The sequence below is a fragment of the Thioalkalivibrio sp. ALE14 genome (assembly GCF_000376845.1).
Lineage (GTDB): Bacteria > Pseudomonadota > Gammaproteobacteria > Ectothiorhodospirales > Ectothiorhodospiraceae > Thioalkalivibrio.
The window spans coordinates 87,690-113,816 of sequence record NZ_AQXY01000022.1; the positions used below are offsets into that span (position 1 = coordinate 87,690).

At 61.5% G+C, this 26,127-nt stretch carries 22 protein-coding genes and 1 tRNA gene; 4 read left to right on the top strand and 19 right to left on the bottom strand.

The window, feature by feature from the left end:
• Positions 1-38 precede the first annotated feature (38 nt).
• The 4 genes from F572_RS0103715 to F572_RS0103730 form a co-directional block, all read right to left on the bottom strand.
• The gene (locus tag F572_RS0103715; protein WP_017942217.1) at positions 39-587 is read right to left on the bottom strand and encodes an RDD family protein; all 549 of its coding nucleotides are present in this window, start codon (positions 585-587) and stop codon (positions 39-41) included.
• Between the two features lie 48 nt (positions 588-635).
• Positions 636-2,198: a phospholipase D family protein gene (locus tag F572_RS0103720; RefSeq protein WP_017942216.1), complete on the bottom strand. Its 1,563-nt coding sequence runs from the start codon at positions 2,196-2,198 to the stop codon at positions 636-638.
• 153 nt (positions 2,199-2,351) lie between these two features.
• Positions 2,352-2,428 (bottom strand) — tRNA-Val (locus tag F572_RS0103725).
• Positions 2,429-2,700: 272 nt separating this feature from the next.
• Positions 2,701-2,928 (bottom strand): helix-turn-helix transcriptional regulator, encoded by a 228-nt coding sequence (locus tag F572_RS0103730; protein ID WP_018158402.1) that lies wholly within the window; start codon positions 2,926-2,928, stop codon positions 2,701-2,703.
• Between the two features lie 99 nt (positions 2,929-3,027).
• On the opposite strand from F572_RS0103730, the gene F572_RS0103735 reads away from it, so the two are divergent.
• The 4 genes from F572_RS0103735 to F572_RS0103750 are packed head-to-tail and all read left to right on the top strand — an operon-like array spanning position 3,028 to position 5,739.
• Positions 3,028-3,276: a hypothetical protein gene (locus F572_RS0103735; protein WP_017942214.1), complete on the top strand. Its 249-nt coding sequence runs from the start codon at positions 3,028-3,030 to the stop codon at positions 3,274-3,276.
• A gap of 31 nt (positions 3,277-3,307) precedes the next feature.
• Positions 3,308-4,504: a site-specific integrase gene (locus F572_RS0103740; RefSeq protein ID WP_017942213.1), complete on the top strand. Its 1,197-nt coding sequence runs from the start codon at positions 3,308-3,310 to the stop codon at positions 4,502-4,504.
• Positions 4,494-4,784 carry a hypothetical protein gene (locus tag F572_RS0103745; protein ID WP_017942212.1) on the top strand — a complete coding sequence of 97 codons (291 nt, stop codon included), beginning with the start codon at positions 4,494-4,496 and terminating at the stop codon, positions 4,782-4,784. Before F572_RS0103740 ends, F572_RS0103745 begins: the two co-directional genes overlap by 11 nt.
• Entirely contained in the window at positions 4,777-5,739 is a 963-nt protein-coding gene (locus F572_RS0103750) for a TraI domain-containing protein (protein WP_017942211.1), read from the top strand. Before F572_RS0103745 ends, F572_RS0103750 begins: the two co-directional genes overlap by 8 nt.
• 70 nt (positions 5,740-5,809) lie before the next feature.
• Here the strand turns inward: F572_RS0103750 and F572_RS0103755 are convergent, their stop codons facing one another.
• The 15 genes from F572_RS0103755 to F572_RS0103815 form a co-directional block, all read right to left on the bottom strand.
• Positions 5,810-6,268, bottom strand: a complete 459-nt coding sequence (locus F572_RS0103755; protein ID WP_017942210.1) for a hypothetical protein — start codon at positions 6,266-6,268, stop codon at positions 5,810-5,812.
• Positions 6,269-6,309: 41 nt separating this feature from the next.
• Positions 6,310-9,444 carry a helicase-related protein gene (locus tag F572_RS0103760; protein WP_017942209.1) on the bottom strand — a complete coding sequence of 1,045 codons (3,135 nt, stop codon included), beginning with the start codon at positions 9,442-9,444 and terminating at the stop codon, positions 6,310-6,312.
• Entirely contained in the window at positions 9,437-11,236 is a 1,800-nt protein-coding gene (locus F572_RS0103765) for a phospholipase D family protein (protein ID WP_017942208.1), read from the bottom strand. Before F572_RS0103765 ends, F572_RS0103760 begins: the two co-directional genes overlap by 8 nt.
• Positions 11,236-12,468, bottom strand: coding sequence for a DUF6361 family protein (locus F572_RS0103770; protein WP_017942207.1), 1,233 nt, complete (start codon positions 12,466-12,468; stop codon positions 11,236-11,238). Before F572_RS0103770 ends, F572_RS0103765 begins: the two co-directional genes overlap by 1 nt.
• 343 nt (positions 12,469-12,811) lie before the next feature.
• Positions 12,812-13,162, bottom strand: coding sequence for a hypothetical protein (locus F572_RS15625; RefSeq protein WP_155983907.1), 351 nt, complete (start codon positions 13,160-13,162; stop codon positions 12,812-12,814).
• 1,009 nt (positions 13,163-14,171) lie between these two features.
• On the bottom strand, positions 14,172-14,867 hold the full coding sequence (locus F572_RS15755; protein WP_196800611.1) for a GIY-YIG nuclease family protein: 696 nt from the start codon (positions 14,865-14,867) through the stop codon (positions 14,172-14,174).
• A gap of 153 nt (positions 14,868-15,020) precedes the next feature.
• Positions 15,021-15,371, bottom strand: coding sequence for a hypothetical protein (locus F572_RS15630; RefSeq protein ID WP_155983905.1), 351 nt, complete (start codon positions 15,369-15,371; stop codon positions 15,021-15,023).
• A gap of 257 nt (positions 15,372-15,628) precedes the next feature.
• Complete coding sequence (locus F572_RS0103785) at positions 15,629-18,823, bottom strand: type I restriction endonuclease subunit R (RefSeq protein ID WP_017942204.1); 3,195 nt, start codon at positions 18,821-18,823, stop codon at positions 15,629-15,631.
• 14 nt (positions 18,824-18,837) lie between these two features.
• On the bottom strand, positions 18,838-19,791 hold the full coding sequence (locus F572_RS0103790) for a GIY-YIG nuclease family protein (RefSeq protein ID WP_017942203.1): 954 nt from the start codon (positions 19,789-19,791) through the stop codon (positions 18,838-18,840).
• Entirely contained in the window at positions 19,788-21,122 is a 1,335-nt protein-coding gene (locus F572_RS0103795) for a restriction endonuclease subunit S (RefSeq protein WP_155983904.1), read from the bottom strand. The genes F572_RS0103790 and F572_RS0103795 overlap by 4 nt, the downstream gene beginning before the upstream one ends.
• Positions 21,119-23,098 carry a class I SAM-dependent DNA methyltransferase gene (locus tag F572_RS0103800; protein ID WP_017942201.1) on the bottom strand — a complete coding sequence of 660 codons (1,980 nt, stop codon included), beginning with the start codon at positions 23,096-23,098 and terminating at the stop codon, positions 21,119-21,121. The genes F572_RS0103795 and F572_RS0103800 overlap by 4 nt, the downstream gene beginning before the upstream one ends.
• Before the next feature lie 256 nt (positions 23,099-23,354).
• Complete coding sequence (locus tag F572_RS15020; protein ID WP_196794007.1) at positions 23,355-24,092, bottom strand: DUF4124 domain-containing protein; 738 nt, start codon at positions 24,090-24,092, stop codon at positions 23,355-23,357.
• Positions 24,093-24,200: 108 nt separating this feature from the next.
• Positions 24,201-24,902 (bottom strand): YajG family lipoprotein, encoded by a 702-nt coding sequence (locus F572_RS0103805; protein WP_026143053.1) that lies wholly within the window; start codon positions 24,900-24,902, stop codon positions 24,201-24,203.
• Positions 24,903-24,922: 20 nt separating this feature from the next.
• Positions 24,923-25,531, bottom strand: a complete 609-nt coding sequence (locus F572_RS16055; protein ID WP_017942199.1) for a hypothetical protein — start codon at positions 25,529-25,531, stop codon at positions 24,923-24,925.
• On the bottom strand, positions 25,528-26,127 hold a 600-nt coding region (locus F572_RS0103815), incomplete at its 5' end, for a YafY family protein (RefSeq protein ID WP_026181391.1). The genes F572_RS16055 and F572_RS0103815, both read right to left, overlap by 4 nt.

Consider the following 26,127-nt stretch of genomic DNA (forward strand, 5'->3'; position numbering starts at 1 on the left):
TGGCTCGAACCGAGGGTATGGCGTCGTTCCGCACACGCTCAGCGCACCCACTCCTTGCGCACCACCAGGGTCTGCGCAATCAGGTCATGCAGGGCCTGCCGCCGGCGGGTAAACGCCACCATGATGTAGCCGATCATCAGGATCAGGCCGGACAGGATGGTTGCAAAATGGCGCCCGGTCGCCCGCAGGAACGAGATCCGCTCGCCGTTGAAGTCCACCACCCGCAGCCCGAAGACCATCTTGCCCAGCGTGGCCTGGTACCGGGAGCTGTGCATACCGGCCCAGTACAGCCAGGCCACCACCATATTCACCAGAAACCAGGCCACCTCCGCCGGTGGCACCGGGTCATCCGGCCCGCGCACCGCCATCGTCTCCGGGCTGATCACGGCCTGCGCCACGATCTGCGGCACCCCGATGATCACACCATCCACCAGATAGGCCCCGACGCGGACCCAGAACCCGCCATAGGCCGCGCGGTCCTCGGGCGGGCCGTCGTGACCCCCGGCTCCGGCCGCCAGCGGTGCCCCGCACTGAATACAGAATCGCGCCTCCGGCGGGTTCTGCTTGCCACACTGTCCACATTCCATGATGTCTCGCTCTCCCTTTCGTGTGTGCCTGGGTACTCGACCGAGCCGCTACAAGAGCGGCTCGACCGGAAGAATCCGGGTCATGCCGGAGACAAACCGCCGCCACAGACTGGCCTTGGGCTCATACCGGTAGGCATTCCCGGACCCGTCCCGCCATATCAGGCCACCGGACGCATCCTGCTCCACGCGATAGGCGACCTGCGGCCGAATCCCTTGTTGATGCAGCGCGGCCAGCCGCTGCACCAGGACGGGCTCCTTCAGAAACACCCCGGATTCGCTATTGGTGTGCGCCGAGCGGGGATCGAGGTTGAACGAGCCGACAAAGGCCTCCTCGCCATCGAAGACCAGAAGCTTGGTGTGCAGGCTCGCCTGCGACGGCTCGATTCCGCGATCGCGCACCAGCCGCGCCCAGCGCGGCGGCCCGGTGGGGCGCAGCTCGAACAGCTCCACCCCGGCTTCCAGCAGGGCATGCCGCCGCCGCGCATAACCGGCGTGGGTAAAGGCTACGTCATTCGCCGCCAGCGAGTTCGTCAACACCTGAACCCGCACGCCAGCCTCGCTCATCCGCGAAAGCTGGGCGGTCCCGTCGCGCCCCGGCACAAAATACGGCGACACGATCAGCAACTCTTCTTCGACACCCAGCAGCCGCTCGCCCAGGGCATCCGCCACCCGCGACCCCTCGCCGCGCGCCCGAGCCTTGGCCTCATCATCCACCACGAACTCCGCGTGCGTAGTCCATACATAGGCGGCCGGATCGGCCACCGGCTGTGGCACGGGCTGTCCGTTCAGGGGCTCCATCTGCATCAGGGGGTGCGTGTGGTTCTGCGCCAGCCAGGCCCGCAGCGCGCCCTGCTGCATCGCCAGCTGCTCGGGCGACCCACCCTCACGCGCCAGGCGCCCCACCCCGATCGCCCCCGGACTGTTCCAGAACTCCACAAACGAAAGATCAATCTCCCGGACCAGCGGCCCCACCACCACCAGGTCCAGATCCGCAAAGTTGTAGTCCGGACTCGCCTCGAAATATTCGTCGCCGACGTTGCGGCCACCCGTGATCGCCAGATGCCCGTCCACGATCCAGGCCTTGTTGTGCATCCGGTGGTTCAGGTCGCTGCCACGAAAGAAGAACTCCGCGCTGGCGCGCAACAAGCCGTCGCGGCTGCGAAACGGATTAAAGATCCGGACCTCGATATTCGGATGCTGATCGATGGCGGCCAGGGTTACATCGCGCCCGCGCGCATCGATGTCATCCAGTAGCAGCGATACCCGCACCCCGCGATCCGCCGCCCCCAGCAGCTCGCCCATCAGCACCCGGCCCGCGGCATCGTCGCGCCAGATGTACGCCTGCACCTGAATCCGCTCGCGCGCCTTGCGCACGCTCATCACCCGCCAGCGAAACGCCTCCGCCCCCTCGTCCAGCATCCGGAACCCCGTCTTGCCTTCGTCGCGGGCCGGGCCATAGTCGGCCAGCCACTGCGCCAGCGGCCCCTCGCTCGCCGGCAACTCCAGCGCCTGCCATCCGCGCTCCGGCGCCGGCTGCAACGGCGCACAGCCGGCCGCCAGCGCCAGCAAGAGCGCCGCAAATAGCCAGGAAAACCGAACCGGATAGCGCATCAACAAGCAATCGCCGGACGCGAAGCCCCCCTTACAGAACGCACAATGGGCATCAGCCTGCCGCCTCGTCACCGCCCTGTCGACGCCGCCGCCCGAACCCCGGACACAAAAAAAGCGAGCCGGGCGGACCCGGACTCGCTTTTTTCATCAAACTGGTAGGCGCGATTGGACTCGAACCAACGACCCCTACCATGTCAAGGTAGTGCTCTAACCAACTGAGCTACGCGCCTGTCGTCTTCGAGCCGCGTATTGTACCGACTCCCCGCCCCCTGTCAAAGCCTACCGTAACCTTCTGACTTTACGAGCTTTACCTCACCCTGGGCGATCGCGTTTCAATCCCGCCGCGGCGGGCTCGTCGAATACGCTCCGCACCGAGACCAAAGCCAGCAAAAGCACTTGAGCCCATCTGGGGCCCACGTGGAGCCCACCGGTAGCCCAGGGTCCTTGCCGGGCGCTATCGCGTCGGCCGAAAAGTGATCACCACCCATTCGTGGGCCCAGGTTTACTTGGGCTCCTCGACACGCTCGGCCAGATCGCAGACGGAGCAGCCAAAGTAACCGCAAAGCGCATCAAGATTATCGGTTGTTGTGTTGTACCCCTTCTGATTCGCGATCTTCGATAGCGTCGTCCGGTTGACGCCGGTTTCGCGTGACACCTCGTCAAACGTGATGCGGCGACCTTCCGCGAAAGACTTGTCGGCCATGCGCTCTTTCAAGAGAAATCGAATCATAAATGTGCCTGTAGCGCTCGTTATGTTCTTGACAGGAACAAACGTTAATCGTATTATTTGTTGCGTAGGGTTAACGTTTGTTACGCAAAGGAGGCTATCGTGAACCAGAACACCTACCTTACCCCCGAACAGGCCGCGGCGCGACTCCACTTCTCGACGCGGTACTTCCGAAACATCGTCATGAAGCGGGACCTGATCGAGGGCGTCCACTTCATCCGCGCGTTCGACCGGCGCAAGTACCTGGTTATCTGGGAGCGCGTCGAGGAAGAACTTCTCCGAGACCATCCCATGGCATCGACCATCGATGCGGGTATCCCGATGTCAAAGGGGGGCCGCTGCTATGCCTAACATCCGCCGGCACCACAACGGAAAACTCTTCATGGACTTCCGTTACCAGAACGTCCGTTGCAGGGAATACACCAGGCTCGACGACACCCCCGCCAATCGCAAACGCTTGGAACGCGCTATGGAGAAGATCCAGGCCGAGATCGTCCTGGGTACCTTCGATTACGCCAAAACGTTTCCCAACAGCCCTCGCGCGGCACGGTTCTCTCAACCCACGTCTGTGCTACAGGCCGCAGAAGGCGCAAACGCAGGCCCTACGTTCCAGGAGTTTGGGGAGACCTGGTTTGCCGAGAACGAGCCCACCTGGAAGCCGTCCTACCGGACGAAGCTGCGAGACATCTTCGATAAGCAACTGGCCCCGCAGTTCGGGGAGAAGAAAGTCAGCGACATCCAGAAATCCGAGATCCTCCAGTACCGCGCCGAACTCGCCAAAGTATGCCGCGCCACTGGAAAAACGCTGTCTGCGTCCCGGATCAATCAAATCATGAATGTGCTCCGGCAGATCCTGGTGGAAGCCGCTGACCGATTCGACTTTATCACGCCCTATCAGGGCATCAAGCCACTGCGTGTCCCTCGCACGCAGGTCGACCCCTTCTCCCTGGAGGAGGTCCAGAAGTTTCTCGATACCGTCGATCCCCAGTGGCGGCCGTACTTCATCGTCAGGTTCTTCACGGGTATGCGGACGTCCGAGGTGGACGGACTGAAATGGCAGTACGTCGACTTCGACCGACGGGAGATCCTCATCTATTCGGCCCGCGTCAACGGTGAAGACACCACGACCAAGACCGACGGGTCGATGCGCACCATCCAGATGTCCGAGATGGTCTACCAAGCACTCTTACAGGCCCGAGAAGAGATGCGCGAACGGCCTGTCTCCTGTCGGAGTGATTACGTGTTCTCCAGTCGCTTCGGCTATCCGCTCTCGTACCACAACGTGAATCACCGCGTGTGGTACCCGACCCTCAAGAAGGCCCAGCTCAAACGGCGTAACCCGTATCAGACGCGTCATACGGCCGCGACGCTGTGGCTTGCCGCCGGTGAGAGTCCGGAGTGGATTGCCCGTCAGATGGGCCACTCCAACACCAAGATGCTGTTCACCGTGTACTCGAGGTATGTCCCGAACCTCACCCGCCAGGATGGCTCCGCCATGGAGCGACTGCTGCGCTCGCGCATGCAGTTTCCTCAGACCACTCCCGATCCGGTCACCGAGGAGGTCTCCGATGATGAGTGAGTCCCCGAAGACGAACCGCGTTGGCAACCACCTGACGCAAACCGACGCGCCACGACAGATGGCATCGGCGCTCATTCGGGCATACCAGCTCGAGCACCGGCCCAGCCTCGCCCAAGCGCTTGGTACCAATACTAGCGAGCCCGTCCTTGAAACGGTCGCCGCATGGATCGCCAGGGAACTGCCTTGCACCCCCCTGGCATTGGACGGCGCAGTGATCAACTGGCTCGCATTCCGCCTCGAGGAAGAGCTCAAGGCTCAGGAGGCGACTGGGCATGTGTAAGACCGTCGTAGACGTAAAAAGCCTGCTGGCAAACCCGGAGTTCGAAATCGACGTTCCCGTCACAGGGACCTTCGGTGCGGAGATTGGCAAACCGAGTTCCGGCCGGAATGGCGTGGCGTACTATCCCGTGTACCTCTGGGATTACACCGGCAGCGTTCGGGCCTTCGCCCCAATGACGGACTGGCAAGAGATCCACCCTGGTCGGCCAGCCACGCTGGAGTGCGGAATCGAATTGCAGCGAGACCGCAACGGGCAAGTTCAGGCGGTCCTCCGTCCCACTCTGGATACCGACAACCCGAGGTCCTCGATCGAACTGCTTCCTGGCCATGTCGCCCCCAACGTCCAAGACCTGGAACGGCTCGTCGACCTGGCCAACGCCCTGCGTGCCCCTGCCTATCGCGCATTCCTCGAGAACGTCTTTCGTGACCAGTCCTTCACCCGACTCTTCGTGACGCTCCCGGCATCGAAAAGCTGTCATCACACGGATGCCGGTGGCCTGCTCGCTCACAGCCTGGAAGTCGCAGAGGCACTTAAGGCGGCCACGCGCGAACTCCCGAACACCCCGGAGTTGTTCGCCGAAGCCGCTGTGGTGGTCGCCCTCCTTCATGACGCCGGGAAGGTTCTGCTGCGCGGCCCCGACGGCCATCGTTACCCCTGCCGGCACCACGAGCACGACAAGCTCTTGGAATTCGTTCTCAGTGCTCCGCTGACTCGACTCAAAGAGACGCACAAGGATGCGGCAGCCGCTCTATGGGGAACGATCAAGGCGTACCAAACCGGCGACGCCTACAACATGCCGCTGGCGGGAGTCATCCGCGGCCTGGATGGGACAAGCGCCCAAAACAGCGGGGGCAAGACGCATCTCGCCTCAAACCCTGGCTACTACTGGACGACTCTCGGAGGGCGGCGCCCCGTCTGGATCCCGCCAGCCCTCGAACACCCCAGCGTGCCCTGAGTTGGGGCACCCTCCCCTCTATCGGCCTCGGACACAACAAAAGCGCTCCAAGCCGGGCATCAGAGCCCCGTCACCCGTTCGCGACCACCATTGGCAACCTCAGCTCTGGAGAAACGTTCTGCATCAACTGAGTCAGGCGAGCTACCGAAATTTGATACTGGCCGTTGCTCGGCTTTCGTTTTCCTTCGAATTCTCGCCAGACAATCTCGCCCGGGCCGTTATAAATCTCTGCGAAACCACCCTCCCGATCCAGCCGAAGGACCAGCAGATGCTCCGGACCACTCCGTAGGCCGACTCTTGTTCCCTGAGTCGCCTTGATCTCGAGTTCTCGCCCATCCTTAATGGCGTCCACGCCGGGTGAAGATGCCCGGAGGAGATCCAGCCCGTAATGATAGGCCGCGAGACACTCACCCAGACTGCCCACGAGGTGACCATCCGGCGTGAAATGCCTTCCGGGAAACATCGCCTCTAACTCCCCCACAACGCGATACAACTCGCCTACCAGTTTCGGCAGATGCTCCTTATCCATTTGCAATGCCTCTCAGCTCTGTCGAAATCCGGTGACGGCCGTTACGTCGCGGGAGGCAGTAACGAGATCTGCCAGTCCTCTGGCGCGTCTTCCGGAAGGGCGTGATCGAGGTACACGATCAGGTCTTCCTGGCGCGGTTGGCCGAACACCATGCGGTAGAGCGCCAACTGGCGTTTCATATTCTTGAGGCGGCCGACATCCCGGCTCAACGGCAGAAGCAGAACGCGCCGCTGAATGCGTGCATCACCCGCCTCATAGATCCACCAGGGGGCAAGATCGGACTCCCGCCCGGAATCGGTACCTTCCGCGCGCTCAAAGAGATACGTCCACGGATCTCCTTCGCCATCCCATGCTGCGAGCGCATGCAAGCCGATATCCTGCGCCACGTTTCGGCGCACGGCATGCCCCTTGTAACGGTGGACGCGTCCCTCCCGCTGCTCCATGTCCACCGGGTTCGACGGCAGGTTCCAGTGAACGACGGAATGGCACCAGGTGTGAAAATCCAGCCCCTCCTGCCCCACCGATGTGCTGGCCAGAACGAAGGGACGAAACGGTGAATTGAAAGCGGCCCGTACGGAGTCGGCGCGCGCAATGGCACCGCCGGTATCGTCTCGCATGTCACCAAAGCGCAGGGCAAAACGGCACCGGATCATGACGTCGTCGACGGCGAGACGGCGTTGCTTCACGCGAACGTCATCCACCTTGAGCTGCGCCGAGCGCATGGACAGCGATTCCGCTACAGCCCTGGAGACGCCACCGATGCGGTCGGCGGAAGGTGCACCCGCAAGGCCAAGCTGTTCCGGCAACACATGCACCTGCTCGTCCAGCACGGCCTGAATGTTCCCCTCGACCGCGTACTCCAGCGCCTGGCGCCAGTACGGGAGCTCATCCCGATTCTGGATCAGAACGATACTCTCAGGGAGGTTGAACAGGGTCCGATAGCCATTCGCGATCCGCGCCGCTCCAGACAGGAGTGCTGCCGCATTCCAATCGACATCCGGGGCTACGCGCCGCAGCGCGCGCACGGAACAAGCCCCCGGGCCACCCAGCGCAAAAAGGGCCAGCACCTCGGCCAGGTCGGGTGGCCGCCGCCCCAGATCCAGCCCATTGCGCATAGTCTCGACCATGTGATCGACGTGAGCCTGGAACTGATCACTGCTCTCACGTTCGGGGATGGCCTCGGACCAACCAGACGCCGCCTGCATCCAGGTCATCAGGGCCGAGTCACGCTCCAGCATCGCGATTGCCGCCCAATACCAACGTTCGTCGATGCGACCGTCCGCATCGCCGGGTGGCAGCTCCGCCAAAAGCGCTGAACATCGTCGTGTTGCTTCTCCCAACACCACATCAAGCGAAGGGGGCGTGCCATCCCCCAATTCAACAGCGATGCGAAGCGGATCCACTTCCCGAGCCAGACGAGGCGCCGGCAGGATCCGCATCAACGCCGGCATCCCGGTCAGCCGGCCGGCAGCATCCGTTTGAAACCGCAGCAGGGGCCGCACACGCTCGTAGGTATTGCTGTACGTGACGTTCCCGTCCTCTCCGGCAAACGCCCTGGCTTGAGCCTCATAAGAGCAAATCGTCGCAATGGCATCCGGCACCGCATTCCAGGCCGAAAACACCAGTTGCTTGGTCACATCACCCATCTCGGCCCAGGGACCGGCGGGCTCGCTGTACGGTAGAGACGGTGGTAGCCAAAGCAGCTTCCACAAGCCCTTATCCACGGTCTCGTCGACGAAGCCGCGAATCCGCGCATGCGGCATTTCCAACGCCCTATAACCCTCGATCCGCCGAGGATCGATGGAACTCAGGTCCCGCCCGGCTCCGACGACCTGCCTCAACTCGGCCGAGGGCGCGTCACCCAGCGCATCGAGCTCCCTGCGGATCTGATAATCGCGCATATAACTCAGCATGTACGGGATCGACTTCCAGTACTCGATCACATCCGGCAGGCCCGCCGCCCGCGCCGTAGCGTCGACGACCCGGGCATACTCGAGATCGTCTGGCTTGAGGCGAACCTCACGTTCATCGCCCTCCAGCATCGCATCGCGCCTACGGGTCAGACCGACCCGTTCCGTGCGGCACATAACCTTCATCAAGCGCGCCTGCAGGCGCTCCCGCGCCTCGTGGATCGTGCCTTGATCCCCGTCGGCCAACAGCCGGCAGCCCTGGCGATAGGCCTCGAGATCCCCGCGGAGCTGTGCCACTTCACCGGGTTCGTCATACAGAAACCCAACCGTCGCGAGGAAGTTCTCGTGATGATCCTCATCGGCCTCGCCATGCATGCTCAGCATCCGGTACGGCGTCGCCGACAGCAACAGCAGCCGGGAGCCATCCAGCGAGAACAGGTCATTGGCGAGTTCTGCCTCTTCGGTATCACCTCCGAGCAGATCGGAGAAGCGCTGGAACTCGTCCAGAATCACCAAAGAGGGGCGCAGCGCCTCGAGGCAGATTCGAGCCAGCCGCCGGCGCAGCAAGCCGACCACCAAATTGCGCTCGGCATTAGCCCCATTGCCCCGCTCATTCTCCGGACGTTCAAACGTTTCGCACAGGTGCCGCAACCGATCACGCAGTTCGGGATCCAGACGAACGGCCTCGAAGAACGAGGCCGTCAGATCCGCATCCATCTCGGGCGGGCCTTCCTCCAGCATCTGATGCCACCGCTCGCCCACGCTGCACTGCAAACCATTGCGCAGTCCGATCCGACTCAATCCCTCCATACCCTCCAGCATGTGGAACAGCAGGATCCGCTCCCTGGCGATACCGGTACTTGAACGCAGATTGAAGGTCGTGCCCGGTGTCAGGCTGATGAAGTTAACGGGGTTCTGATTGAGCTGATGGACCGTCTCCGGCAGCAGCGTCAGACGGCTCGCCAGGGCAAAATCATTTTTCTCCAGGACATTCATCCGCCGAACGTTCTGTTGCGCAATCGCCGCGTTCGAGCACACGTAGATGATGTCGACTCGACCCTGTTGCCCGCTCAGCGCTTCCAGGCTCCGCGCGATCACACCGCGTGCAACCAGGGTCTTGCCCAACCCCACCTCATCCGCCACCAGAAAACGCCCGCTCCCGTCCGCAGCGAACAGCCGCTCGAATGCATAGTCGACCGTCCGTCGCTGGAACGGCTTGAGCGAGGCGAGCACCGGCGCAGCTTTGAAGCCTTCGATCTCAGTCACCGCGTCGCTCCATCGCTTGCTGGTACGTCTGCCACAGTTGGTCGAACTCCGGCGGCACGAGGTCCGACGTGCCCGTGCGCCCTTGCAGGCGCTCGATCATCCCGGCGATATCCTGAAGCCGCTCCGGCTCGCGGCTGTAGCACCGGGTCATTTCTTCCAGCAACGGCAATTCGTCCAGTGCCGCCTTGTGCCAACGCCCGTGCCCGCTCCCGGCCGTCGGCATGAAGGCCGCCGCGGAGGCTTCGTCGCCGGCCAGCAACAACATCAGGTACCGTAGAAAACCGTCCCGGTTCTTTACCACCGCACGCAGGATAGCGGCCTCCCGTTCCTCCGCCGGGAGGCCCTCGATCGGCAGGTTCAATGCAAAGCGCAGCGGCTGCTCCGCCGCCGGATCCGACAGTTCGAAGGCGATGAGACCGGTGAGGTAGGCCGCCCCGGAATGAGCAAGCTCGATCCGCCCCGCCTCTTCACCTGCCCCGAACATCAATGCGTCGCCCGGCGGGCGGCTTACCGGCCAAACATGACAGACGACCGACTCGGGCAGCTCGACTCGCCCGAGCAACCACAACCGCCACATGCCCTCCGTAGCCCCGGGTTCGCATTCGACCGCTAGTTCACCCCGGGCAAGCGCTTTACGCGCGCGTTCCAGCCGCTCCTGCGCCGCTCTGGCCAGCTTATCCGTTTCTGTGGCCGCGCCCACCCCTGGCTCCCAGCGCTGTAACACGCTCCCGAGTCCCTTCTCGCCAAGGAGGTCATCAATACCCCCGATCTCACGGCGCGGGCCCCGCAGGGTCGCAATTACTTCCACATTGTTCTGCCCGCCCAGGGCGGCATCGGTAACGTTTGCAGAGCCGAGGGTCATGACCGTTTGTGGCCCCTGCTCCGCAATCCAGACCTTCGCATGGAGCCCGTGCGTGTCGTGATCAATCTCGCCCTCGTTGTCCTCGCTCTCCGCCGCCTCGTGCAGCGCGTAACAACCCCCGAAGGCAGTGAAAGACGCCGAGGACAGAGACTCCAGCTCCTCCGGTCGAGAAATCAACGCCACCGGCTGGGCGCTGACGCTGGCCAGTTGCCTCAATGCTTCGTCTTTCACGAACGGAGAGATCACGGCGAGTCGGTCGCTCGGCTCCGCGCGCCACCGACTCGTCGGCCAGCCGAGAACCGCGAATTCGATCGAATCCAGGCCCCCGGGCAACTCGAACTCGCAGTCCATCACGTCTCGCGCCAGTGCTTGCGCCTGTTCACGCCGATCTGGATCGATCGCCCGGGTGGCAAGCCCCGGCAATGCCTCCACCAATCGAGCCAGCGGCCGGTTCACCGCAGAAGGGCCGGTCCCCACCCACCCATCAAGCTGCAGCGAAAGGTCCCAGGAGCGATCATCGGTCACATTGCGCGACAGAATCGCGACACGCAGCAGCGGTGTATCACTCACCCCGTCGTCCGGCATAAACCGCAACACCCAGATCTTGGGATGAAAGACCCCGCTGCCGGGCGGTTCCACCTCCACCATGCAGGGCTCCAGCAATCCGAACAGGTGGTTTTCCTTCTGCGGCGCGCGCATTTGGCCACGCTGGAGATAGAGCGTCACCCGGTCCATCGTCCGCCGGACCGACTCATACACCGCGATGCCGTCATCCCGCCGCTCTGCACCCAGCAGCGACAAATGCACGGGAATCGTCAGCAGCGTCGGGATATCCAGCGAGAACGTCGTGCCCAGTGCCTGGTCCAGCAAGTATCCGGGGGGCGGTGTGAGCAGATGGGTGTAGAGGTTCCGACCGTTGGGATCGAGCATCAGCCGCCATCCCGCTGAAACGCTGCGTGCAGATCCCGATGGAACCGAGTCACCGTCGCCCAGCGGTAGTTGTAGCGATCCGCACCCGATTTACCGCTCCATTGCGTGAGCGCCTGCGGGTTGTTGAACCGGGAGCGCGACTTCTTGAGGAGCGATTCGCGCAGTCGGATCAACTCACGCGCCCCCTTATCCGCACGGAGCCGCTCTCCATCGCACCCACATTCGAGCACCTTCGCAAGCCAGTCGCGAAGAAACGTACGCGCATCCTCCGATACTCGCAGCGAACCCGCCATGACCCACCCGAACAGCTCATCCAGACTCCATTCTGCGAACGGCAACCACTGGGCAGATGCAGACCACTCATCCAACCGACGTTGGTAGTACTTCACCCAGTCCTCGCGTTCCCTTCGTTCGGAAAGCGCCAGGTTGTAGAGCAGAAAGGCCCCATGCGCGAGCACCGCGAGCTTCTCCGCATGGTCCAGTAATTCCTGCTGGCTATCACTGAAGCCCGAGCGATCCGGATGCTCCCAGGGATAATCCACGTCTGCGGGCGAACAGCCTTCGAAAAGATGGGCCAACAGGCTCGACGGATGGCATTCGCGCACCCGATCCAGAATGAAGGCCGCCTCTCCGCTCGTGAGCGAAAGCGAGATGCCGGACGGGAAACGCTCGGGCGCGTCCGGCAACCCCGCATGCCAGGTCCGATACTCCAAACCGCCGGCATCCCCATCCACCTCCGACCGAAGGGACTGGGCCGCTTGTCTCCGTCCCACCAGCCCCGCCACACTTCGCTCGTAGCGATCCTGTGACAGCGAAACCTCCCGAATACCCCACGACTCAAGCCCGGCCCAGTACACCGAACTCGGCAGGCGTTTCAGCGTACGCCCCGACCCCACCCCAAACACCCCACCCTGATCGTCCGAATCCAGCAACGCATCCACGATCCGGAATTCCAGATCCGAGGCCCTCGCCGGCACACGATCCGCCTCCAATGCTCCGCGAGCCAACTCCGACTCAACCTGCTGGTACACCCAGGGCACGAAGAACATGTAACGCAACCGCGTCTGAATCGTACTCGTACCCGGAAACAGCAAATCCGCCAGATTGTCCCGAATAGAGCCCAGCCCCAGCTCATCACGGGTATCGCGCTCCCCGAACATTGCCAGAACACGCATGCTCCGTTCGCGTGCCTCCGCATCGTGATCAAGCCAGGCTATTCTCGACTGGAGCATTCCCTTTCCCTCCCCCTTGCGCCAGGGCCACCTCATACCGGCCCGAACCACACCGCCAGACCATCATCTTCGCCCCAAAACCACCCTTCTAAGATTCCTAGAGCCGCCTGCACCCCTTTTAACGAATTCGTTTTCAGCAACCTACAGAGGTCCGCCCCCAACATATGGCATTTCGCCCGTGGCATGGCCTCCCTCCCTGGAATGGCAATTTGAGAACAGAAATTGTAGGCTTAAGCCAAAATACAGACCCCATTCCGAGGTCTTCATCCGCATTTTCAGTTCGTTACCGTGGTCCGACCCCGTCTATGAATTCCGGCCGCCCTAAATCCATTCAGTACAAGAGTCAAACCTTTCCACTCGGCTTATCGAACCAAGAGCGCAAAAACCAAACGATCACAGTCGCTCCTATAAAAACCCAGCCCAGAGTTTGCCCAAACTCATTTTTCGAAAACTCTGTCAGAACCGCCCCAAACCCACCCACCAACACAATGTAAAGCCAAAGTTTGGCCTCGTTATCAATAACCAGATACGACCACCACCCTAAGAAAACAACGAAAATAACCAGCCCTACTAGTATATCTAAAAACGTAGTTCCACTCGCCCCTGTTTGATCCCCGATGATCCTGTAATCCGAAAGTGACAATCCAGGGACAAACAACAGCGATAGACTACTGATAACCCGCAGTTTTCGCATGCTATACCTCACTTCAAATTCCTTCTAAACACATCTTCTTGCAGCGCCACCTGTCGCGCACCCCCCCCCTACCCCCACGCGCCCAGAGCTGAGAAAATATACCATCCAAACAGGGATTAATGAGTTCAAGTCGGTTTCTTATCTTGAACCCAAAGACTTCCTCGACATTTTACACCTCGAATTCTACCCCGACTTATTGCCTGCCACAAGTTCACTTCGTTAATTTTATATTTACCTGAATATCGCGTCGCCTCAATGGGCTTGCCAAGATATTCAATATCCTCGTCGGATAATCCGAAACGTCTCGCTCTCGTCTCTGGGTCGTCTATTTGCGCAGTGCGATCCGAGTCCTCCCCCTCTTTCATGGAATCAAACATTTCAATTTCGTCTTTGATCGATTGTACTCGATACCGAATATACAATGCTTTTGCTTTGGCCTCTGCTCCACTGGCGTCTTCTAGCGCTTTTGCCCAAAGTCCATCACGCCTTAGCCCCTTGATAACTCATTCACAACCTGCTCATAAAGCTGCTCTTCGCGTAACCGGGACGCAGCCGAGGCCCGGCGAAACTTCTCAAACATCCCTTTGTCTCCTTTGGATATGGCGCCGGATATAGGTAGACGTCAGCATAAAACCGTTATACAGACTCAAAAAAAGTCGTAAAAACCCGGGTTCAGACCACGCCTTTTGCCCCTCGGCGGAAACTTGCAAGGGCAAAAGAAACGCCTTACCCATTCCCTTTTTGCGTAACGCCACCAGCGTTAGATCTTCCCTTTTGATCGGCTCATGCAAACCCGAGAAAGAAAAAGGCAAGATCTGACCCCAGACTTGTGGCGCAAACCCGAGAAAGAAAAAGGCAAGATCTGACCCCAGACTTGTGGCGGTTTCGTGCCCGGGAGAAAAATGCCGTGGGACGCCTTGTACTCCCAGTGCTGTAAAGGACCTTGCCCGGGTTATCAAGTGGCCCTGGTTCAGCTAGCACCGCGGTCCTGAGTTTATCGACGTTGTCTCTAATCATCGCCGCCTATCCAGCGCTGTATGTGCTGCCGGTCACTTCGAAAGAATCCTCCCTCGATGTACCCACACACCCACGCTGCACATACGGCGCCAGATTGGGTGTAGGCGCTTTTGTTAGCGGAGAAATCGACCCGCTGAAGGAGATGCACAAGCTCTCGCCCCGTCACCCCCGGGTTCTCCTCGAGTACTGTGTAGATTTTTCCGAAGACGGATGTGCGCGTGCGAGGTTCGCGCGGGCCTGCCATCAGACTTACATCCACAAGCTTGAAGCTATCTGGAATCCGATTAGCGTCGTCTCCCTGCACATCGCGGTACTTACGAACCTCGACCCCATCGACGCTATGGGAGGGTGCGTAGTCCTGAGCATTGGTCAACGGCCCGGTACCATGCTTCTGCTGTCCTAACGAAAGGATCAACTCGGCTTCCCTATCCCAAGGCTCCCGGTCGTACAGCCGATCCACCGTGTGCAGCACCTCGCCACCGCCCCTCCAAATGCATCGAATCGTCTCGACCTTCAGGCTTTCTCCGCTCGGATGTTGCGCTTCTTCCACGTGAGCGAACATCCGTGCACCTTGACCTATGCCAACATAGAACGGAGTTCCGTCTGGAAATCGGAGGATGTATGTGTAGTGGGCCTTCTTGTTCTCCCGTAGCAGTGCAAGAAGTTCTTTCTTATCTCTGATTATCACGCAGCAATCCATGGTAGCAGGAATCTCGCACTCCCCAGTGATGGACCCTCGTCTGACACGCCCAGCGCCGCAAATTACCGGCGGCAAAAAGCAGGACGACGAACGAGCGGAGCTTTTTGGCCTCCAAGTACATTTGCCTCGTTGGGCTGTGCTTCATTGAGGCGTCGGAAGTAATTGTGCCACGGCATCAGGTATGCGCTCCCAAATAACTACCGAGCCGTTGTTAAGCGCAATCTCCCTCCCCGTCATGATCCCCTCAGCAAATTCCTCAATTCGCTCTTCGCTGATTCGACGGCCTGCAATCTTCTCGGCATCTACTGGCTGGTACCAAATTCCTCCTGCGGACCGCCACACTCGGGAGTCTACGTTATCGGTATAGAACGCGCCCAAAGGATATGCGCCATCACTTTCTCGAATGCCGTACACCCAAGCTATTGCGGCTGTCAGAGGAAGAACAACTCCATTAATATTTCTTCGAAACTCGGGATTTGGTCGGAATGGCATAGCAATTCTCCTTGATACAATGCTGCCGTTCTGTTGTAGCCCAACAGTGTATTAGATAGATTCTGGGATATTGGCGCTCTACAGATTCTGTATAACACCCACATGGCCGTGAAATCCCGCGAGCAAAGCGCTGCATACCGTTCGGTTGCCAATGCGCGGATGGAAGCCAGCTTGGAGAACCGAATGGCGGGATTGCGGCGTGGTGCGGTTCGGCTCCCGGGCTGCCGAAGCGAGCGCCAATGCCCTGAGACGCTTGTTCATTGAGCGGGCCTCGTGGGGGTAGGGCGTTGATCCCCTGTCCCGGCGGTCAGCAGGCGCAGGATCAGTAGGGCGAAGTCGCGTTGCCGTTCGGGATCGTCGAGGACCTGCATGGAGAGTTTTTCGTGGTCGGTCATGGCGTCGAGGACGGTGTCAGTGACGCGCTTGGGGAACAGGCCGTGCATCACCTGGTCGGGGCTGTGGTTCTCGACCTGGGCCATCACGGCCTCGTCGCGGCGGATGCGGTCGGCGATGCCGTTGGCGAACTGGAGCTTGTCTTCGTCGCTCACTTCGGCACCGAACAGTTCGTTGAGCTGGTCGATGATCTCGGAGAGGCGTTTCTTTTCCGGGTCGTGCGGCTTGCCGGAGCCGACGTCGGAGACGGGTTTGAGGCCGTCGTAGTCGGCGCCCTCCTCCGCGAGGCTCAGGCGCTGTTCGGCGCGTTTGTTCAGGCGGTAGTGGGTCAGCTCCAGTTCGGAGACGTCGATGGCGTCTTCTTCGATGTTTTCGATGCGCAGCAGCGGGTGCAGGGCGCGGGCGTAGACATTGAGCTGTTCCAGCTCTCGGTCCTCGAAGTCGACGATCTGCGAGAGGAACTCGTAGCTGCGCACGAAGCTCTGGAGGTTCTTGCGGAACAGGTCCAGCTCGTCGCGGGTGGTATGCGCGTCCTTGAGCTCCTGTTCGGCGCGGTGCAGGCCGGTCTTGTCGCCATTGCGCTCGGCTTCGGCGTAGGCGCCTTTCCAGGTCTGGATCTGCTCGAGCACGGCCTTGTAGCGCGTGGTGTAGCGTTCCCTGGCGGGCTGGCAGTAGTAGCTGAGCTGGCTGGCGTTGGCCTTGGGGTTGAAGAATGCGCGGGCGAAGTTCTCGACCTCGTCCCAGTGGTAGATGCCCGAGGCGTCCAGGCTGTGCTGCAAGTCGTAGACGACGTTCGGGTCGGAGACGTCGGCCAGCTCGGCCTTGTTGTAGTACGGGCGGAAGGCTTCGAGGATGTCTTCGGCGTCGTTGAAGAAGTCGAGGACGAACGTGTCCTCCTTGCCCGGGAAGGTGCGGTTCAGACGGGAGAGCGTCTGCACGCACTCCACGCCGTGGAGCTTCTTGTCCACGTACATGGCGCAGAGCTTGGGCTGGTCGAACCCGGTCTGGAACTTGTTGGCCACGATCATCACGTTGTACTCGACGGTCTTGAACGCGTCGGCCAGATCGCGCCCCTTCAGGCCCGGGTTCAACAGCGAGCTGTGCTCGGTCACCTCCTCGGGGATCACCTCGTCCGGCAGTACGGAACCGGAGAACGCCACCAGTGCGTGCACGTCGCCATAGCCCTTGTCCTGGATGTATTCGCGCATGGCCAGCGCGTAGCGCACCGCCTCCTGCCGACTGCCGGTCACCACCATCGCCTTGGCCTGGCCGTCCAGCAGGTGGCGCACGTTGGCGCGGAAGTGTTCGACGATCACCTCCACCTTCTGGCTGATGTTGTGCGGGTGCAGCCGCACCCAGCGGGCGATCTTGGTCGAGGCCTTGCGCGACTCCACCTCTTCGTCATCGCCATGCGGGTGGGCCAGCTTCCAGGCGGTCGAATAGGTAGTGTAGTTCTTGAGCACATCGAGGATGAAGCCTTCCTCGATCGCCTGGCGCATGGAGTACAGATGGAACGGCTCGGGCTTCTTGTCGGCCGAGGCCGGTAGGTCCGGATCCGGTGGACGCCCGAACAGCTCCAGGGTCTTCGCCTTGGGCGTCGCGGTGAAGGCGTAGTAGCTGATGCGCTCGGTCGGCTTGCGCGAGGCGACGGCGGCATCCATCAGCTCTTCGGCGCTAATTTCTTCATCTTCCGGCTTGTCGGTGCCCAGGATGGCCTTGAGCTTGGTGGCGGAGGAGCCGGTCTGTGAGGAATGCGCCTCGTCGGCGATCACCGCGTAGCGCCCGGCAGCCAGCTCCGGGCGCTTATCCAGCGCGTCGAACAGCGCCGGGAAGGTCTGGATGGTCACGATGATGATGCGCGTCTGCTCGGCCAGCGCCTCGCCCAGTTGCTCCGACTTGCTCTGGCTGCCGACATCGCGGGTGATGGGCCGTACCACCCCGTGCGCGTGCTCGAACTGGTAGATCGTGTCCTGAAGCTGGCTGTCCAGCACGGTGCGGTCGGTGACGACCACCACGGAGTTGAACAGCTTCTGGCCGCTCTCGTCGTACAGCGAAGCAAGCTGGTGCGCGATCCAGGCGATGGAGTTGGACTTGCCGGAGCCCGCGCTGTGCTGGATCAGGTAGCGCTGGCCAGCACCTTCCTCTCGCGTGGCCTCGATCAACTGGTTCACCACATCCCACTGGTGGAAGCGCGGGAAGATCAGGGTCTCCTTCTTGCTGCGCTTGCCGTGGAAGTCCTCGACCGTCTTTTGCTCCAGATGCAGGAAGCGGCCGAGCACCTTGAGCCAGGCATCGGGCTGGAACACCTGCTGCCACAGGTAGCCGGTGGCATAACTGTCCGGGTCCGGCGGTGCGGGGTTGCCGGCGCCGCCGTCCTCGGTGCCCTGGTTGAAGGGCAGGAAGAAGGTGTCCTTGCCGTTCAGGCGCGTGGTCATCGCCACCTGGTCCTGGCTGACCGCAAAGTGCACCAGCGCCCCGCGCTTGAAGGTCAGCAGCGGCTCGGACTTACGGGTGACCGGGTCCTTCAGCGGCCGGTCGCGGCGGTACTGGCGCTTGGCGTTCTCCACCGACTGCTTGAACTCGCTCTTCAGCTCCAGCGTGGCGGTGGGGATGCCGTTGACGAACAGCACCAAATCCAGCCGCGGGTTGTACTCCCCGCTGCGGGCATGCGGCGAGTACGAGACTTCCGGCACTACGCGCAGGCGGTTGGCGCCGTAGCGGGCCTGGGAGTCGGGGTTCATACCGTGGTCGGGCTTGAAGCTGCACAGATCCAGCTTCACGCCGGGCGTCTTCACCCCGTGGCGCAGCACGTCCAGCGTGCTGCCGCGCTCCAGCTCGCGGGTAACCGCGCGCACCAGGGCCCGCTGCGGGTCCTGCGGGTTCTTCGCGGCGAACTTCTCCCAGCGCTCCGGCCAGGCCTCCTGCAGATATCCGACCAGATCCTCGGTATACAGCGCGTTCGCGGCGTCGTACCCGCTGGCCGGACCGGTCAGCCAGCCATCGGCGGTCATCGCGTCGATGATGTCCTGCTGGAACCGTGCTTCCTTGCTGTCCGCCATTCCGTTTCTCGTTCTTAGGGTTCTTCGGGGGTTACTTCCGCCGCTTCGGCGACCAATTGTTCCTGCCATTCGCCGTAGGCTTGGCCGGTGTCCTCGCGCTGCCATTCCTTGCGGCCATTTGCGGTTCTTCCGACCACCATAGCAGCGGCCGCACTGGGGCTGGAAAATGCGTAGTCGCGTGAAAACCGCATAGGGCCATTGCCATCCGGTACGAGCACCCCTTCCTCCACCAGTTGCTCGAACATGCGCTGATAGCCGTGGGGCGTCGGGCCCACCCACGCCTCGCGAGCCTGTGATCCTTCCAGGACGAAAAACTCGCCGTCCATCTCCTGTCCGTAGGCCGTGAGGCCGTTCTTGGGCAGAACCATGCGGAAGAGGGGTGAGGCGTCGTCTGAAGTGGGGGCAGGGGTGACGTTGGCTGCCACTTCCCTGGATGGGGGCCGGCTGGAGTCGCGCAGGAACTCGAAGCCCAGCACCGGCAACACGGTGCGGATCTGTTCGAGGAAGAAGGCCATGTCCGCCTGGTCGGCCTCGGGCAGGCCGATGTAGTCGTGGCGGGTGCCGTTGACCAGGGTGCAGCGGCCCACGCGCTGGGCTTGCTGGATCAGCAGGCTCTCCAGGACCTTCACGTGGGCCTTGGTCAGGTTCTGGTCCTTGCTGGTGATCAGGCAGACCTTCTCCCAGAAGTCCTTGCCGCCCTGCTCCTCGGTGCGGTTGTGCTGCTTGAGCCGCTTGCCGACATCATCCGACTCGCCGATGTACACCTGCGGGCGCACGCTGTTCTCCGCATCCGGCCCCACCAGAAAGTACACCCCAGTGCGACCGCACTCCGGCCGCTGCACCAGCTCGCTCAGCTTGCCGCGCGGCCCGGTAAGCACATGCCCGGTCCAGTTCATGATCTCCGCCGTCAGCAGCCCGTGCGGCGTGCCATCGACCAGGAACAGGCGGATGCTGCGGCCCTGGGTCATGCGGCACCGCCTTGCGCCGAATACCCGGCCGGCTCCTCGGCGACCATCGCCAGCTCCGGTTCATCCGACTCGACTCCGGCCTGCCAGCCGCGTACGTCGATCTTGCCTGTGACGGCGGAGGAGATCAGAGCCGAGCGCCGCTCCTGAAAAAGTGATATCGCGCTCTGTGCCTCCTCTATCAGAGCATCGATGCCCGCCAAGTTCTGATGCAGAAACTGCGCGATAGACTGCTGTTCTTGCCTGGATGGAGCAGCGACACGAAGTGCTGCAATAGTCTCTTGATTTATATTCGGCTGCCCGCCCCCTGAAGCATACAGTCGAATGACCACATCCTTAAAAGCAAGAAACCAATAGAACGCGAAAGCCGGTTCAACTGCCTCCGGCCTCGAAAGGACACAACACGCTTGATTGGTCGTCGCGGCGACATTCAGAAATCCAAGCCTTCCAATTGTCGCCCCGTACATAGCTATTACTAGTGAGCCCGGTGGATGCATTTGTAGCGATGAAAACTCACTCAGGGCTCGTTCGGTAATTCGTTTTTTCGTGTCAACGATAGAGGATTCACGCAGTTCACTGGTCGTAACCCACGGGACTGTTCCTTCTTCATACCATTGAGTCTGATTACTGGGCGGGGTAGTCCCGCTCCCGATCCCTCTGAATGCATGTGACACCTTCCAGAGCTCCCAGTGTACCGGCACCTCGCCCAGCCACTCGACGCCAGAGTCCTTCATGGGCACGTTGGGGTCGAGGCCCTTGGTGACTGCGTGGGAGATCACCGCCTGCCGCTTCTCCTTCAGCAGCTCGATCAGCCGCCGCTGCTCCTCGATCAGGGCATCGATCTTCCCGGTCTCGTGGCCGAGGAAGGCGGCAATCTGTCTCTGTTCCTGGACTTTCGGAACTGCAATATTCAGGTTTGCCAAGTCCTCTTGAGCCATGCTAGGCAAGGCTGTATTGGTCGAATATAGACCGAATGGGAATGTGGTCGCGTAGTAAAACAAAAACCGCCCATCGATACCGGCAGCAAGCTCGGTATAAAACATAGTATCCACGGTCCAGAATGAGCCGTTAATATATAGAGGACGATCAATCGTTCCCTTGCGGCCAAGCAAAACCGATTCGCCACTGTAAAGATATCCGGTTGCGCGTGAAAATTGCCCACCTGAGCCAATTACGGGGTATCCATTGTCATCTTCGGTCTCAACTTCTTTGTAATCTCGGCCATTCCGAATATTGGCTACATGCTTTAGCTTGGGAATAGCCCAATGCGCCGGCACCTCACCCAGCCACTCGACGCCGGAGTCCTTATACTCGGGATACCTCGGGAAGCTCACGCCGACAGCTCCTCGATCATCTGCTTGATGCGGGTGGTGACGGCCTTCAGGTCGGCGTCGATCTCCTCCAGCGGGCGTGGGGGCTGGAACACGTAGAAGTGGCGATTGAAGGGGATCTCGAAGCCGACGATGCCGATCTCGCCGTCCTGCTCGTCGCGTTTGTCCTCGTCGATCCAGGCGTCCGGCACGTGCGGTTTCACCTCGCGTTCGAAGTAGTCGAACACGTCCTCGTTCAGCGGGACGTTCTCGGTATCGCGCAGGTCGCTGTCCGGTTCCGGGTTGCCCTTTTTGTCGGTGCAGATATCCGCTTCGGGGTCGCGTTCGCTCAGGCCGCTCCAGAGGGCCTTGAGGGCCGGGGCCCCCAGCTTGATATCGAGCGCCTTCAACTGGGCCTTCAGGTCTTTCAGGAAGGCTTCGCGGTTGGTGTAGACGTGGTCCGCGTCCAGCCGCTCGCAGGCGGCCTGCACGCCGAGGCGGGTGGTCTCGTCCAGCTTCTGGATCGGCTTTTCGGCCAGCATGCGTTCGATGCGCTCGGGGCTAGCCTGGAAGTTCAAACGCAGCGGGCGCTCGACGGTGATGCGGCGATAGCCGAAGGCCTCGATTGGGAAGAACTTGCTCTTGTCGCTCTCCTCCAGGCTGCCGTAGGTGCGAACGATGGCGTCGATGTTGGCGTCGTCGATGTACTGGCGCTTGGAGCCCAGCGACTTGCGCATCTTGGCGTAACGGTCGGTGGCGTCGATGAGCTGCACCCGGCCACGGCGCTCCGCCGGCTTGTTGTTGTTCAGCACCCAGATGTAGGTGGCGATGCCGGTGTTGTAGAACATGTCGGTGGGCAGGCCGATGATGGCCTCGACCATGTCGTGCTGCAGCAGGTAGCGCCGGATCTCGGACTCGCCGCTGCCGGCCCCGCCGGTGAACAGGGGCGAGCCGTTGAGGATGATGCCGATGCGCGAGCCACCCTTGCGCGGGTCACGCATCTTGCTGACCAGGTGCAGCAGGAACAGCAGCGAGCCGTCGGACACACGCGGCAGGCCGGGGCCGAAACGGCCGTTGAAGCCCTTGTGGTTGTGCTCGTCGGTGACCTGCTTCTGGACCTTCTTCCACTCCACGCCGAACGGCGGATTGGCGAGCATGAAGTCGGCCTGCAGCTCGTCGAGCTGGTCGTCGGAGAGGGTGTTGCCGAGCTTGATGTTCTCGACGTTCTGGCCCTTGACCAGCATGTCCGCCTTGCAGATGGCGTAGGACTCGGGGTTCAGCTCCTGCCCATGCAGGGACACGGTCACGTCCTGGCTGATCTGCTGGACATACTCGTCGCTCTCGGACAGGAAGCCGCCGGTACCGCAGGTGGGGTCGTACACGGTGACGATACTGTGCGGCTTGAGCTTGTGCTCCTGCCCGGTGAGCACGAGCGAGGTGGTCAGGTGCACGATGTCGCGCGGGGTGAAGTGCTCCCCCGCCGTCTCGTTGGAGCTCTCCGCGAACTTGCGGATCAGCTCCTCGAAGATCAGGCCCATCCCGAAGTTGGTGATGCGCGCCGGGCGCAGGTCGATCGCGGCGAAACGCTGCACCACCTGATAAAGCAGGTTGTTGGCCGCGAGCTGCTCGACGAAGTCCTCGAAGTGGAAGTGATCGAAAATCTCGCGGGCATGGGTGCTGAAGGACTCGATGTAGCTCATCAGGTCCTCGGCCGTCTGCGTGTCTGACAGACTGCCCAGCGATAGCGGCGAAGTGTTGAAGAACGGCTGATCGACCTGCCGCAACAATATCTGCTCACGGACGGTGTCGGGCTTGTTCTGGTGCTCCCTGGCCACGGCCAGCACGCCGTCCTTGGTCGGCTCCAGCACGCACTCCAGCCGCCGCAGCAGCGTGAACGGCAGGATCACCCGCCCGTACTGCGACTGCTTGAAGTCCCCTCGCAGCAGATCCGCCACCGACCAGATCCACGCCGCCGTCTCCGAATGATTCTCCGTGTTCAAGCCCTGCTCCCCTGTCTTTTCCAGCACTGCCCAAGGCCGGGCACCCGATAGTGCCCGCATTGTTGCAGCAAACCTTCACGCCGCGCGAACACGCCAATGGCGTTATTGCTCGCGCCCAACCCCCAGCCTGCCAGCTTCAGGCGACAATTGCCGCCGCCTGAGTCCCGAGGCCCACGAGGCTGGAATGAGCCGCCCTCGAGCACCTGTTTCAGCTCGTCAATACGCAGGGGCTGCTCCCGTAGGTTGCCTCACAGGATCAGTTGCAGACGAGGTCAGTAATCTCGAAATCACTCTCGCCGAAACAAACGCTGCCCGATTGGATCTCACCAAAATGGATGCGGCCCGGCGTACTCACTCGAGCGCGCTCCCCCTCTCGCCTCGCACCATTCGAAAAAACCGCGACGAAATTCGACGCCAACTCGCGCATGTATCGGCTGTTATTGATTCGGCCACCGTGGCCCTTTATGAGAAACTGAACGTTCACACATCGATTTTTTCTCACCTGACCTCCGCTTACGGTTCCGGAAACGAAACCGCCGGGATCCACGGTGCCATCCACGAATCCGCCGACTACCGTTTCCCGCTCAAACGTCGAATAATGATGGATCTCCATTGATGAGCACTCGTGCTCCATCGTGGGTCCCGTTGGGACGCGCTGAGTCACCGCCTGGCGCTCCCGCTCTTCCAGCCTTTGGCGCGACTCTCGCTCAGCCCGAAAGCGTCGATCACCGGATCCATCGAGCACATTTGCATCTGGATTCAGCCTGAGCGTCCCGCTAGGCGTCCCTGCGCAAGGCCTATCGGACAACGTTGTACCGCCATCTGGATCGGTGCAACGGTAAACATCCCGCGCTTCGGCCGTAGATACGATCATCAACAACAATGTGACCACTGGAACGATCTTCGAAATTCCTTTCATATCACCACCTTGATCCGCAAAGCGCGCCACAGGACCAGAAACTTTTGGCAAAAGGACGAAGCCGCGCGAGCTCACCGCCCACCCCATCCATTACCCCCCGGATAAAATGCAGACTCGATGCTCTCGAAGAGGAACGAGAACACCGGTCAGGTCCGAGAAACCTTCCCGATTTGCAACCGCCCATCAGTCCACCAGATGCAGTACGCGCTCGCGGTACTCGTCTTCCGTAATGACACCGCGGTCTCGAAGCCGTCGGAGCGCCTCGATATCCGCCTCCAACTCACTGGATACCTGAGCCTCGGCGGGGCCGTGGGCGATGGCCTGATGCAGTCGCTCGTCGTCTAGGGCCTCGTCGATCGTCTCCCACAGGGTCCGCGTCAGGATCTCTTCCAGCTTCTCGATGGATGCGAAGACGCCGCCCCCGGCACCGCCCTCGACATTGCTTGAGCGAACCGAATTCTCGTAGGCGATCGTGCGCGAGCCCTGTTCGATCAGGGTGACATCAAGCCTCGAATGCGCCTCACGCCGCATCACCTGGTTCGAATCCAGTTGCTCGATATCGACCTCCAGGATGAAATCCCCCTCTCCTTCCTGCGCCAGCATGCCGCGCTGTTCCAGCCCCGTGATGAACTGTCCGCGAACCACCTCGGATACCGGCTCCTCGGTCTCGAGCGTCTGCAACGGGTTCCCGAAACCACCCCGAATGGCCCCCAACCAGTGCGAGCCGTGTTGCCGACTGTCCGTAACGGAACCCATCTCGACATTCGCCGAACCGACGCCAACCGTGTCACTGCTCTGGGCAGGATCCAGGCTGACAGGCGTCGTGGTGCACCCGGCCAGTAACATCCCCCCCAACATCAGCCCTGCCAGTTTCCCGCTGATCACTATCTCTTCCCCTGTTTCGTTCAGGCCCTAGCCTGTTGCCTGCGACTTGATGGAGAGGCCGAGTCACGACTCGTCCGTCCCCCGAAATAAAACTCGGTCGCGTGCGCCTCGCTGAACAGGTCATGCCCTCGCACACATCGGGTCTGCGTCGTCCAGACGGTGAAGGCCCCGTCGTGGGTTTTATCGCTGCACACTTCTTCCGGACACGTCACGACGTCATCGCATTGCACACAGCGAAGTTCTCCCGCGATCGCCGAAACCATTTGCGTGAACCGGCCGCGCAGTTCGGACCGAAACGCGTCCGGGAGATCGGTGATCGCATCGACACGATCGTCCGCGGCCTGCAGCCATAACCGAAAGGCCCGACGAGGCCCGTCCGGTCTTGCCGCGACCACAGGCGAGTCACGTTCTTCCAGCCAGTGCTCCAGGTCGCGGGCGGAAACAATCCATTCACAGCCGCCGCCTGACGGCCCCTGCTGGGGTGACAGAAGCCGAACACGGCGGGTGCACCGCGGAAGCTCCAGCAACAGATTGCCCACGGTCCATGCCCGAATGTCCTCGCGCGTTGCCAGGCGCCTGCGACCGGACAAGCACGCCCAGCTGTTGCGCAAGGCACGGAAGGCCCTCATGCGGGATCCTTCGCCCGGTAGGCCAGACGGGCGGATTCCAATTCCTGGGCAATGGCGTCGCGCAGTGACGGGGGTCCAACGACCTCGACGCCCGCACCCAGACCCAACAGCCACCACTTGAGCCGGGCGGTGTCGCGCACGGTGGCCGTCACACGCGAGGTACCGTCGGGACCCCGCTCAATGAGCTGGTCTTCCGCCAAGCGCGCCTCGTGGAGGTGGTAGGCAAGGTCCGCATTTACCCGGAGTTCCAGGGGGATGGCATCACCCTCGGGATAGTCGAAGGCGCCGTTGCGGATGATCTGGTCGAGGTCGAATCCGCCCTCGGGATCGCGGGCGGGCTGATCGGTCAGGGCCGCGGCCTCGATACGGTGGGCCGCCAGATGCACGACATCCTGATGCGGTTCCATCGTGGCCAGCAAGTAGGTAACCGGCTCCCGGAACACGAGTGCCAGCGGATGGATCCGGTGGTCTTTAACCTGCCCCTTCGAACGGGAACGGTAGGTGATATCGAGGCAGCGGCGTTCCAGCAGGCCCTGCTGCAGGACCAGGAACACGCCGTCCGGCATCTCGGGCGGAGTGAGCGGCGGACCGTTGGA